The sequence below is a fragment of the Pseudomonas macauensis genome, assembly GCF_047902425.1.
Classification (GTDB): domain Bacteria; phylum Pseudomonadota; class Gammaproteobacteria; order Pseudomonadales; family Pseudomonadaceae; genus Pseudomonas.
The window spans coordinates 5,437,914-5,450,177 of record NZ_CP138377.1; the positions used below are offsets into that span (position 1 = coordinate 5,437,914).

A 12,264-nucleotide genomic window follows, 5' to 3' on the forward strand; every position below is an offset into this window, starting at 1 on the left:
ACCCAATAAAAAAGCCGAGCCCCATGGCGTGGGGCTCGGCTTTTTCATTACTACGACAGTGCGACCTTTCAGCGCGCCCCGGCGATGTCCTGCTGGATGCTGGAGAAGGGACGCGCCCAGGGCTTGGAAGCCTGGATCTTTGCCGGCAGCTTCTTGATCGCCGCCTGTGCGGCCGTGCGGTCAGCGAAGCTGCCGTAAGTCACGACGTAGAACGGCTTGCCCTGCAGGTTCTTGCGGAAGTAGCGGTAGTCGCCACCACCCTGCTGGCTGATGAAGGCCTTGGCGCTGGCTTCCGAGCCGGTGCCCAGCACCTGCACGGAGTAGCGAGAACCTGCCTGGGACTGGTACCAACTACTGCTGCCGGCGCTGCCGGTGGCCGTTGCGGGTTTGCTGGCCGAGGCCGGCTTGGCGCTGGCAACGGTGGTGGCGGGCTTGGTCGCTGCCGGCTTGGCCGCCGGAGCAGGCTTGGCCGGAGCTGTGGCGGCGGGTTTGACCGGTTGCGGGGCTGCGGCCTGGGTCGGCGCGGGCTTCGGAGTCGGTTGGGCCACTGGCTGCGACTGGGTCGGCGCCGGCGGCACCGGGTTCAGCGGAGCAGGGCCATTGTTGGCCAGCGGCGTTACCGGCGGCGCGGAGGTCGTCACGGTCGGCGGAATGGCCGCGGACGGCATACCGCCTTCATCGGCATCTTCCTGGCCGCCGGCCTGGGCCATCGGTTCGCGGATCACCGGCTGGCTCTCGCCCACCAGTGGCAGCGGCAGCGGCTGATTAGAACCGGCGAACTCGACAGACGGGCCAGCACCCTGAGCATCCGGCGTCGGCTGGGCGCCCGGTTGCGGGGCGGCGCCGCCCAGCGGCAGCTGGGAAGAGGTTTGCGCAGCGGTGTTATTGGCGGACTCGGGCTTGCTGGTCTTGCCCTGCATGAACCAGGCAGCGATGACGCCGATGGCGACCACACCCAGGATCGCCAAATGCTTTTTCGGCAGCTTGAAGCCTGGGCCAGCCGCCTTGCGAGCGCCACCGCGGTCAGCCAGCATCGCCTCGATCATGGCGTCGCGAGCGCTCTGGTTGATCGCTCCCGGCCAGCCGCCGGACTGCTCGTGAATGTCGGCCAACAGGTCAGCGGAAATCAGTTCGATGCCCTGCCCGGCACCTTCCAGGCGCTGGGCCAGGTACTCGCGGGTTTCCTCTTCGCTGTAGGGCTGCAGTTCAATGGCATGAAAACGCTCCTCGCCTTCGGACAGCACTTCCAGCCGCGACAGCAGCGCCGGCTCGCCGAACAGGAAGACGTGCAGACGCGCCTCGGTGTTGCCGGCCGCCAGAAGCAGCAGCACTTCCAGTGCGTCATCGCGCAGTTGCTCGGCATCGTCCACCAGCAGGTAAACGTCCTGCCCTGTGATCGCCAGTTGGGCGACCTTGGCCAGGATGGGCTCGAGGCTGGTCTGGGTGATGCCCAGGCCCTGAGCCAGTTGGCGCAGCAGGGTGGCCTCGTCGGTTACCGAGCGGCCGGAGATGACCACGCTGGAGACCGCGTCCTTGTTGGTGCTGGCCACCAGCGCCTGGCGCAGCAGCGTCTTGCCGCTGCCCAGCGGACCGGTTACGGCCAGCAGCAGGTGGCTATAGCGCGCCAGATGGTGCAGTTGACCCAGTACGGGCTTGCGCTGCGCCGGGAAGAACTTGAAGCCGGGAACCCGCGGTGCGAACGGGTCATGGCTGAACTGGTAGTGGGCCAGGAAGGCCTCGTCGGCATGCAAACTGGACATGGGACCTCAGTGTTCTCCTGCCTGACCGACCAGTGCCTGGTAGTCAGTGCGCAGTGTTTCTTCCAGAATCTCACGGGGGAATTCGGCGGTCACGACCGCAGCCCCCAGCCCTTGGAGCAAGACCAGACGCAGACGTCCATCGAGCACTTTCTTGTCGACGGCCATATGCTCGAGAAAATGCTCGGCATTCATTTCCGTTGGCGGAACGACCGGCAGCTTCGCCGCAGCCAGCAGGCGGACGCCGCGATCGAGTTCGGCATTTGTCAGCCATCCCAGCCGATGCGACATCTCAAGTGCCATCACGGTTCCCGCGCCGACGGCTTCGCCATGCAGCCAGACGCCGTAGCCCATGTGGGTCTCGATGGCATGACCGAAGGTATGGCCGAGGTTGAGGGTGGCACGGACGCCGGTTTCCTTCTCGTCGGCGCCGACCACGCGGGCCTTGGCGGCGCAGGAGCGCTCGATGGCCTCGGTAAGCGCAGTCGGCTCCAGCGCCAGCAGGTCATCCATGTGCGCCTCCAGCCAGGTCAGGAACGGCTCGTCGCAGATGAAGCCGTACTTGATGACTTCCGCCAGACCGGCGGACAGTTCGCGTGGCGGCAGTGTGCGCAAGGTGGTGGTGTCGATGACCACGGCCTGAGGCTGGTAGAACGCGCCGATCATGTTCTTGCCCAGCGGGTGGTTGATGCCGGTCTTGCCGCCCACCGAGGAATCCACCTGGGACAGCAGGGTGGTCGGCACCTGGATGAAGTCGACGCCGCGCTGGTAACAGGCAGCGGCGAAGCCGGTCATGTCGCCGATGACGCCGCCGCCCAGGGCGATCAGGGTGGTCTTGCGGTCGTGGCGCACCTTGAGCAGCTCATCGAAGATCAGCTGCAGGGTTTCCCACTGTTTATAGGCCTCACCGTCAGGCAGCACGACCGAGGTGATCTTGTAGCCAGCCAGGGTTTTCTGCAGTCGATCCAAGTACAGCGGCGCGATGGTTTCGTTGGTGACGATGGCTACCTGACGGCCGCGGATATGCGGCTCGAAGTAGCGCGGATCATCCAGCAGCCCCTCACCGATGTAGATCGGGTAGCTGCGATCGGCCAGATCGACATTGAGTGTGCGCATGAAACCCCCAGGCAAGAAAGGGGACTAGGATACCGCAGATTGGAGCGCCGTTAATGGCGCTCCAACTCACGCAAGCGCTCCAGAATCTCCAGAACCACGAGGCGCGGCGGCCGCTCGTCGGTTTCGATGATCACATCGGCGATTTCGCGATACAGCGGATCGCGCAGCTGCATGAGGTCACGGAGGATCTGGTCCGGATTGGGCTTCTGCAGCAGCGGACGGTTCTTGTCGCGTGCAGTTCGGGAAATCTGCTGCTCGACCGAGGCGTGCAGGTAGATGACCTGGCCGCCAGCCTTGAGTATCTGGCGATTGGCATCGCGCATGACAGCGCCGCCGCCGGTGGCGATCACCATGCCACCGGCGGCGCACAGCTCGGCAAGCATCGACTGCTCACGCTCGCGGAAGCCTGCCTCGCCCTCGACATCGAATATCCAGGGGATGTTGGCTCCGCAGCGCTGCTCGATCTCTTTATCCGAATCCTTGAAAACGAGGTGAAGCTCTTTGGCGAGAAGACGCCCGATGGTGCTTTTCCCAGCCCCCATCGGGCCTACCAGAATCAAATTGGACACGACATTGATCAACGGCCGGCTGCAAAGGCCTGATTATTCATGATCCGCGGGGTAAGGAAAACCAGCAGCTCATTCTTGCTGTCGGTTATCGAGTCACGACGGAACAGGCGTCCAATGAACGGAACATCACCCAGGAACGGAACCTTGTCGGTCGCCTTGGTCTGGGTATTGGAGAACACACCGCCGATCACGATGGTTTCACCGTCGTTGACCAGCACCTTGGCGTTCACCTCGTTCTTCTTGATCGGCGGGATGCCATTCAGTGCGTTGGCGTAGTCCGGCTCGTCCTTGTTGACCTTCACTTCCATGATGATGCGGTTGTCTGGAGTGATCTGTGGGGTCACTTCCAGAGCCAGCGCAGCTTCCTTGAAGGACACCGAGGTAGCACCGCTGGAGCTCGCTTCCTGATAAGGAATCTCCGAGCCCTTGAGGATCTTCGCGGTCTCCTTGTCGGAGGTAACGACCTTCGGCTGGGAGACTACTTCGCCGTTACCGCTCTTCTCCATGGCGGACAGTTGCAGGTCGAGCATGGCGTGATCACTCAGGAAGCCGATACCGATACCCGAGGTGCTGTTGGCCACCCCCATATCAACGAACGGAACCGGCGCCACGCCATCCTGTGAAGTAAAGTTACCGACTGTATCGGTGCCGGGCAGGAACAGTTTGCCGTCGCTGATCGTACGCGCGCCATCCTTGCCGTAGAAGTCCCAGTTACCGGAACTGAACGCACCACCCCAACGAACCCCCAGGCTCTTGCTGTAGTCCACAGCAGCCTCAACGATGCGCGCCTCGATCATCACCTGGCGCACCGGGATGTCCAGTTGAGCGACGATACGGCGCAACTCATCCAGGCGGTCCTGGGTTTGGTAGGCAATGATCGCGTTGGTGCGATCATCAACGGTGAGCGAGCCACGATTATCCGCACCCGCCGCCTGCGGCGCACCGGGAGCACCCACTCCGGTTACCGACTGGAACAACTTGGCAATGTCAGCGGCCTTCGCGTAGTTCACCTGAATCAGCTCGCGACGCAGGGGAGCCAGTTCGGAAATCTGCTTCTGGGCCTCCAGCTCCTGACGCTCGCGCGCGGCAATCTCTTCCGCCGGGGCAACCAGCAGAACGTTACCCACCTTGCGCTTGTCCAGCCCCTTGGTCTTCAGCACCAGGTCCAGCGCCTGATCCCACGGCACATTCTGCAGACGCAGGGTGATGTTGCCCTGGACGGTATCGGACGCCACCAGGTTCAGGTCAGTGAAGTCGGCGATCAGCTGCAGCACCGACCGTACATCGATGTCCTGGAAGTTCAGCGACAGCTTCTCACCGGTGTAGGCAAAGGTATCCTTCTTGCGCTTCTCGGCATCGTCCTGGGTCAGCGGCTTGATGCTGACGGTCATTCGGTTGTCGGTCTGATAGACGAGATAGTCGTAAATGCCGGTCGGCTCGATCGTGATGCTGGCCTTGTCACCCGCTGCAGAGGCATTTACGAACTGTACTGGCGTGGCAAAGTCCTTCACGTCAAGGCGCACGCGCAGGTTGTCGGGCAACTGGGTACGCGGGAACTCCAGGCGAATCTTGCCGCCCTGTTCCTGGATATCCGGGCTGACGGTCGGATCGGACAGGTCGATCACGACATTGCCCTCACCCTGGTCGCCACGCTGGAAGTCGATATTGCGAATCGCCTTGCCGGCCGGAACGTAAGGCTTGGGCTGAGCGGGCTTGGCAACCGGAGCGGGAGCCGGCGCGGCAGAAGCATAGGAGCTCGAAGCAGCCCCCGCCCCACCGACCACAACGTACAGATTCGAACCTTCCGACCGAGTGGTATAAGGCACCAGGGTGGACAGGTTGACGATCAGGCGGGTGCGATCTTTCGCCTCAACCACCGTCAGGCTGCGGGCATTGCCTACACCCAGTTCGCGGTTCTTGCTGCCCAGCTTGTTCTGCACACCCGGCAAGTCCAGCGCGATGCGCGCCGGCTGCTCGATGGTGTAACCGCGCGGCGTCGCCACCGGGCCGTCGAAGCCCAGTTTCAGCTCGACCCGGTCGCCCGGCAGGGCTGCGACATCGACGCTCTGCAGGTTGGCCGCCAGCAAAGCCGGCGCAAAGACTGCCGCGAGCAAGGAGATGCTCAGGCGGGAAAGCATTTTGTTCATCGTCTGAATCCGTCGTGCAGACTGCAGTTTGTTATCCATGTTCATCCCCGCCCTTAGGAGCGTTCCTTGAGGGTCAGGCTGCGCGGACGCTCGAGCCAGCCCCCCTCGCCATCAGGAACGATTTCAATCACGTCGATCTTGCCTTCGCTGATGGCAACGATCTTGCCGTCGTTGCGCCCCAGATAGTCGCCGATCCGTACCCGGTGCACCCCTCCTGCACCTTTCACGAGAGCGAACATCTGGTTATCCCTGGACAAGGTTCCCACCATCTCGAAGGTCTCGATATTGAAACCTTCCAGGAACTGCTTGACCCGGGTTTCGTCAGGCTTGACCACCTTGTTGCCCTTCTGCTTCACCGCCAGATCGATCTTGACCGGGGGCTGGAACGGGCTACGCAACGCCGAAGCACTGTAGGTGAATGCTTCATACGGCTGGAACTTGGGCAGTGGCTCGATCGCCCCCTTGGGGCGCGCGCGGACTTCGTCCATATAGGCCTGCAGATCGCTGAAGTCGCCTCCAGCACCACACCCGTTCAAACTCAGCAGCAGACAACCGCAAATGATCAGGCGCCCCCTCATTTCTTGGCTCCCGCGCTCGGGGCATTGACCTTCGTGCCCTTGTCGTTATAGCGATAGGTCTTGGCCAGGATGGTCATCCTGAGCCTGGACGTACTGTCGGCGCTGGCCGGTTTGATCTCGAAGTCGTGCAAGGTGACGATGCGCGGAAGGCTGGACACACCACTGACGAAAGTCGCCAGGTCGTGATAACCGCCCACGACACTGATCTGGATGGGCAACTCGATATAGAACTGCTGGGTCACCTCCGGCAGCAGCTTGATCTCCTCGAACTCGAGCCCACTCCCCAGGCCGGTACGGGTGATGTCTTCGAGCAGGCCGGGCACTTCGGTGTCACTGGGCAGCTGCCGCAGCAAGGCGCCGAAGGACTCCTCCATTTCCTTCATCTGAGTTTTGTAGGCTTCCAGATTGGCCGCCTGGAACGCCTTGGCGGAAAACTGCTGCTTGAGCGTCTCCTCTTCGGCGCGCTGCCGATCCAGTTGTTCCTGCATGTCCTTCAGATGGAAGTTGTAGCCAAGCGCGAGTACCACGGCCGTGAGCAGGATACAGGCGATGACCTTGACCGCCGCCGGCCAGGAGCCAAGGTTGTTCAGGTCAAGGTCGTTGATGTCGATCTTGCGCAAGCTCTCGAGGGAACTGGCCAGACTCATTTCTTGGCTCCTTGCGCGACGTTCTTCTGCTCCGCCTCTTCCGCTCCGGGCTGGGTCTGCTGAACCGTCAGCTGGAAGATGTTCGCCTGGTCCACAGCGCCCTGGGTCACCGCCTTCACTTCGGTCAGGTTCGGTGCCTTCAGCCACTCGGAAGCATCCAGGTTACGCATCAGGTTGGACACCCGGTTGTTCGACTCGGCCGCCCCTGCGATGGCAATGGACTTCCCGGTCATCTTCAGGTCGGTGAAATAGACGCCGTCGGGCAACGTGCGGACCAACTGATCGAACACCCGGCCAATGATCGGTCGGTTGCCCTGCAGGTCAGAGATGATCTTCATGCGCTCCAGCAACTGCTGGCGGCGAGTCTTCAGCTCGCTGATTTCCTTGATCCGCGCATCGAGTACGGTGATTTCCTTGCGCAGGAAATCATTGCGCGCGTTCTGGTTCTCGATGGCCGCATTGAAGTACTGGTCCCCCAGGAAGACCAGCGCCCCCGAGGCCAGCAGCACCGCCCCCAGAGTCACGAGGAAGCGCTGCTTGCGCTCCTCGCGCAGCTGTTCCCGCCACGGCAATAGGTTGATGCGAGTCATCAGTCGAAACTCCTCATCGCCAGACCGCAGGCAATCATCAACGCCGGCGCGTCACTGGCCAGCGCCCCCGCATTGACCTTCCCGCTCAGCACCATGTCGGTAAAGGGGTTGGCCACGAGTGTCGGAGTACCGATCTTCTGCTGGATCAATCTGTCCAGGTCCGGAATGGAAGCCGTTCCGCCTGCCAGCAGGATGTAGTCCACGTCGTTGAACTGACCGGCGGCGAAGAAGAACTGCAGCGAACGGGAGACTTGTTGAACGACCGCATCCTTGAACGGTTGCAAAACTTCGCTGTCATAGTCATCCGGAAGACCGCCCTGCTTCTTGGCAAGCCCAGCTTCTTCCACCGACAGGCCATAGCGACGCTGAATCTCCTCGGTGAGCTGGCGCCCGCCGAACAGCTGTTCGCGCGTATAGATGGTGCGACCGTGGTGCAGCACGCTCAGCGTGGTCATGGTGGCGCCGATGTCGACCACCGCAACTGTGAGCTCGTCGGCATTGCCGCCCAACTGATCGCCGAGCAGACTGAACGCTCGCTCCAGCGCGTAGGCCTCGACGTCGACGACCTTGGCGGTCAGCCCCGACAGCGCCAGAGCTGCCTCACGCACTTCAACGTTTTCCTTCCGACAGGCGGCGAGGAGTACGTCAACGCGCTCGGCGTTCCGTGCGGATGCGCCCTGGACTTCAAAGTCGATCGCGACTTCTTCGAGGGGATAGGGAATGTACTGGTCGGCCTCGATCTTGAGCTGGTTCTCCAGCTCGTCTTCCGAGAGACCGCCGTCCATCTCGATGGTCTTGGTGATGACCGCCGAGCCAGCGACCGCGACCGCAGCCGTCTTCACGCCGGTGCGCGCCTTGGCGACCACACGTGACAACGCCTGGCCGACACCCTCCAGTTCAGCGATGTTCTTTTCTACCACTGCATTGGGAGGGAGCGGCTCCACGGCGTAGGCCTCTACCTTGTAGCGGCCTCCCGAGCGGCTCAGTTCGAGGAGTTTGACCGAAGTCGAACTGATGTCTATCCCCAGCAGCGTGTTCGCTTTCTTATTGAATAGCCCTAGCACGACTGATTTCCTATCAGCATCCGAGACTTACGGACGATTTATGTTTTTTCACATTAGATACCAGACTTGACACCTGCGCAAATGGCTCGCCGGGAAAAAAACTGCTTATAATGTGATCAGCTTTTCCCTTTTTACCGCGCCATCCGCTTAACTCTTTCTTTTCTCTGGAAATCCAAGACCTTCCAATGCGCCTGCTGAAGTTTCTGTGGTGGACCTGCGTCACCATAATCTGTGGATTGCTGCTCAGTTTCAGCGGCGCCTACCTCTACCTCAGCCCTAACCTCCCGTCCGTGGAGGCCTTACGCAACGTGCGTTTGCAGATGCCGTTGCGGGTGTACAGCAGCGATAACAAATTGATAGCAGAGTTTGGCGAGATGCGCCGCACGCCAATTCGTTTTGCTGAAATCCCCCAGGATTTCACCCACGCACTGCTATCGGCCGAGGATGACAACTTCGCCAACCATTATGGCGTGGACGTAAAAAGCCTGATGCGTGCTGCCGCGCAATTATTGAAGACCGGGCACATCCAGACGGGTGGCAGCACCATCACCATGCAGGTGGCGAAGAACTACTTCCTCACCAACGAACGCAGTTTCTCCCGAAAGATCAATGAGATATTGTTGGCATTACAGATCGAGCGGTCACTGACCAAAGATGAGATCCTCGAGCTGTACGTCAACAAGATCTATCTGGGCAACCGCGCCTACGGCGTGGAGGCCGCTGCCCAGGTCTATTACGGCAAGTCGATCAAGGACCTGAGCCTGGCGCAGATGGCGATGATCGCCGGCCTGCCGAAGGCACCGTCGCGCTATAACCCGCTGGCCAACCCCGCACGCAGCCTGGAACGCCGCAACTGGATCCTCGAGCGCATGCTCAAGCTGGGCTTCATCGATCAGCCGCGCTATGAAGCCGCGGTCAAGGAGCCCATTGCAGCCTCCTATCACGTACAGAGCCCCGAACTGGCCGCCCCCTACATCGCCGAAATGGCGCGCGCCGAACTGGTCGGTCGCTTTGGTGGCGATGCCTATACCGAGGGCTACCGCGTCTACACCACCGTGCGCAGCGACCTGCAGGAGGATGCCAACAACGCGCTGCGCGACGGCCTGCAGGAATACGACCAACGTCATGGCTATCGCGGCCCGGAAACCCGCCTGCCGGGCAAGACCCGTGATGCCTGGCGCCAGGCGATCGCTCAGCAACGCCCGCTCGGAGGCCTGGAGCCGGCCATCGTTGTCCAGGTGGAAAAGAGCGGCGCCCTGGTGATGACCCGCGATGGCAAGGAAGAAGCCCTCGGCTGGGACGGCATGAAGTGGGCACGCCCCTATCTCAGCAACAACAGCATGGGCCCGATGCCTCGCCAGCCCAGCGACGTGGTCCAACCTGGCGACGTGATCCGCGTTCAGCGCCGCGACGACGGCTCGCTGCGCCTGAGCCAAGTGCCGGCTGCACAGAGCGCGCTGGTCTCGCTGAACCCACAGGATGGCGCGATCATGGCGCTGGTCGGCGGCTTCTCCTTCGAGCAGAGCAACTACAATCGCGCGACCCAGGCCAAGCGCCAGCCCGGTTCCAGCTTCAAGCCGTTCATCTACAGCGCCGCGCTGGACAACGGCTTCACCGCCGCCTCGCTGATCAACGACGCCCCCGTGGTGTTCTACGACGAGTACCTGGACAAGGTCTGGCGGCCGAAGAACGACACCAACACCTTCCTCGGCCCGATCCCGATGCGCGAGGCGCTGTACAAGTCGCGCAACATGGTGTCGATCCGCATTCTCCAGGGGTTGGGCGTCGAGCGAGCGCGCACCTACATCAGCCGCTTCGGTTTCAACAAGGACGAGCTGCCGCCGAACCTGTCGATGGCCCTCGGCACCGCCACCCTGACACCGCTGGAAATCGCCTCCGCCTGGAGCACCTTCGCCAATGGCGGCTTCAAGGTTTCGCCCTACGTGGTCGAGCGCATCGAAAGCCGCGACGGCCAGGTGGTCTACCAGGCCAATCCGCCGCGGGTACCCAATGACGAGGCGCAAACCGAACAAGCCCAGGCCCCGGCTCAGCCCAGCGGAACCAACGAGCTGGGTAACGACGACCCGAGCCTGGCCAAGACCACCATCGAACCGGCTGCCGCCGAGCGCATCATTGATGCCCGCACCGCCTACATCATGACCAGCATGCTGCAGGACGTGATCAAACGCGGCACCGGCCGCCGTGCCCTGGCGCTCAAGCGTGATGACCTGGCGGGCAAGACCGGCACCACCAACGAGTCCAAGGACGCCTGGTTCTCCGGCTTCAACGCCGACTACATGACCACCGTCTGGGTCGGTTTCGACCAGCCGGACAGCCTCGGCCGCGCCGAATACGGCGGCAACGTCGCCCTGCCGATCTGGATGCGTTACATGGGCGCCGCGCTGAAGGACAAGCCGTCGCACCTGCTGCCCGAGCCCGCCGGCATGGTCAGCCTGCGTATCGACCCGATTACCGGTCGCGCGGCGGCACCGGGCACGCCGGGCGCCTACTTCGAGCTGTTCAAGAACGAAGACACGCCGCCTTCGATGAGCGAACTGGCACCGGGAAGCGCGCCGGGAAGCGGTATGCCGGCGGAAGAAGAAGCGCCTATCGACCTGTTCTGACAGGCAAGTGAAAGCCCCTCGCAAGAGGGGCCTTTACATTGAAAGAATGATTCTCAAAGAATCATGGCATTTCGCCAAGGCATTGATTAATCTGCACTTGCGGCGGCGAACAACCCCGGACGGCCGACCCCATCTGGCGCGTCAGGGGCTTCCCGCAGCAACGAAAACAGGACGCTCACATGCTGCGCAACCTGCTTGGCTGGCTGTTCTGCCTGATCGCGCTGCTACTGGGGGCGCCGCTACTACGCCTGCTGGCCACTCCCCGCGCCCTCGCTCCCGCCCCTGATCTCGTCTATCTGGACCAGCTGTTCACAGCGCTGATTGTCTGCGCGGGACTGGCCGGCCTGCTGATCGCCTTCCTGCTCCGCCTGCCAGGCCGCTTGGTCACTGCCGCCGCACTGATGATGCCTGCAGGAGCGCTCTGCATCTGGCACCTCACCCACGTCGCACTCGAACCCAGCTCCCCCACGCCGGAGCACTACCGGCTGGTCCTGATCGGGCAGGTGGTTTTCCTACTGGCGCTCGCCGGCATCGGCTGGCTGGGTGGCCGGGAGGGCTCGGGGCGAACGGCACTGCGCTATCTGGGCCTGGCCTTGCTGCTCCCCTGGTGCCTCGGTCTGTTCTACCTGGCGCGCCTGTACTACTGAAGCAGATCGCGCCAGGTCAGGTAGACGCGCAAATCGAATTCAAGCTGGTGGTAGCCCGGCAGCATGTGCTCGCACAACTGGTAGAAGGCCTTGCTGTGGTCGCGCTCCTTCAGATGCGCCAGTTCATGGACCACGATCATCTGCAGGAACTCCGGCGCCGCCTCCTTGAAAAGCGAGGCCACGCGGATCTCCTTCTTCGCCTTGAGCTTGCCACCCTGCACCCGCGAAATCGCGGTATTCAGGCCGAGGGCGCGCTGCACCACATCCAGCTTGTTGTCATAGAGCACCTTGTCCACCGCAGGCGCGGTGCGCATGTACTGCTGCTTGAGGTCCATGGCATAGCCATACAGCGCCTTGTCGCTCTGCACGTCATGACGACCGGGATAGCGGCGCTCCAGATACTGGCCGAGGCGGTCCTGCTCGATGAGCTGGCGCACCTGGTCCTGGAGCTGTTGCGGGTAGGCCTGGAGATAGCGGAGCGGTTGCATGGGCGGGCGACTGGCGGGAAATCCGGCCACCAGTCTA

General features: G+C 62.3%; 11 protein-coding genes. 2 read left to right on the forward strand and 9 right to left on the reverse strand.

Annotated elements, in window-relative coordinates; all coding sequences use genetic code 11:
• Window positions 1–68 precede the first annotated feature (68 nt).
• The 8 genes from SD196_RS24905 to SD196_RS24940 are packed head-to-tail and all read right to left on the reverse strand — an operon-like array spanning window position 69 to window position 8,468.
• Window positions 69–1,760 (reverse strand): AAA family ATPase, encoded by a 1,692-nt coding sequence (locus SD196_RS24905; protein WP_416310794.1) that lies wholly within the window; start codon window positions 1,758–1,760, stop codon window positions 69–71.
• 6 nt (window positions 1,761–1,766) lie between these two features.
• Window positions 1,767–2,873: a 3-dehydroquinate synthase gene (gene aroB / locus SD196_RS24910; RefSeq protein ID WP_343576642.1), complete on the reverse strand. Its 1,107-nt coding sequence runs from the start codon at window positions 2,871–2,873 to the stop codon at window positions 1,767–1,769.
• 50 nt (window positions 2,874–2,923) lie between these two features.
• Window positions 2,924–3,415 (reverse strand): shikimate kinase AroK, encoded by a 492-nt coding sequence (gene aroK, locus SD196_RS24915; protein ID WP_416311778.1) that lies wholly within the window; start codon window positions 3,413–3,415, stop codon window positions 2,924–2,926.
• Window positions 3,416–3,450: 35 nt separating this feature from the next.
• Window positions 3,451–5,589 (reverse strand): type IV pilus secretin PilQ, encoded by a 2,139-nt coding sequence (pilQ, locus tag SD196_RS24920; protein WP_343576639.1) that lies wholly within the window; start codon window positions 5,587–5,589, stop codon window positions 3,451–3,453.
• A gap of 53 nt (window positions 5,590–5,642) precedes the next feature.
• Window positions 5,643–6,167, reverse strand: coding sequence for a type 4a pilus biogenesis lipoprotein PilP (gene pilP, locus SD196_RS24925; RefSeq protein ID WP_275608988.1), 525 nt, complete (start codon window positions 6,165–6,167; stop codon window positions 5,643–5,645).
• Window positions 6,164–6,814, reverse strand: a complete 651-nt coding sequence (gene pilO / locus SD196_RS24930) for a type 4a pilus biogenesis protein PilO (RefSeq protein WP_343576636.1) — start codon at window positions 6,812–6,814, stop codon at window positions 6,164–6,166. Before pilO ends, pilP begins: the two co-directional genes overlap by 4 nt.
• Window positions 6,811–7,404 (reverse strand): type 4a pilus biogenesis protein PilN, encoded by a 594-nt coding sequence (gene pilN, locus SD196_RS24935; RefSeq protein WP_275608990.1) that lies wholly within the window; start codon window positions 7,402–7,404, stop codon window positions 6,811–6,813. Before pilN ends, pilO begins: the two co-directional genes overlap by 4 nt.
• Window positions 7,404–8,468, reverse strand: a complete 1,065-nt coding sequence (locus SD196_RS24940) for a pilus assembly protein PilM (RefSeq protein ID WP_207882126.1) — start codon at window positions 8,466–8,468, stop codon at window positions 7,404–7,406. Before SD196_RS24940 ends, pilN begins: the two co-directional genes overlap by 1 nt.
• Window positions 8,469–8,653: 185 nt before the next feature.
• Between SD196_RS24940 and SD196_RS24945 the strand changes: the two genes are divergently transcribed.
• Both SD196_RS24945 and SD196_RS24950 read left to right on the forward strand, forming a co-directional pair.
• Window positions 8,654–11,092 (forward strand): penicillin-binding protein 1A, encoded by a 2,439-nt coding sequence (locus SD196_RS24945; RefSeq protein ID WP_343576632.1) that lies wholly within the window; start codon window positions 8,654–8,656, stop codon window positions 11,090–11,092.
• A 179-nt stretch (window positions 11,093–11,271) separates the two neighbouring features.
• The gene (locus tag SD196_RS24950) at window positions 11,272–11,739 is read left to right on the forward strand and encodes a hypothetical protein (RefSeq protein ID WP_416310795.1); all 468 of its coding nucleotides are present in this window, start codon (window positions 11,272–11,274) and stop codon (window positions 11,737–11,739) included.
• On the opposite strand, the gene SD196_RS24955 is transcribed toward SD196_RS24950, so the two are convergent.
• A complete protein-coding gene (locus tag SD196_RS24955; protein WP_275608993.1) occupies window positions 11,733–12,227 on the reverse strand; it encodes a YgjP-like metallopeptidase domain-containing protein in 495 nt (164 codons plus the stop codon). The two genes, SD196_RS24950 and SD196_RS24955, sit on opposite strands and share 7 nt — an antisense overlap.
• Window positions 12,228–12,264: the final 37 nt, after the last annotated feature.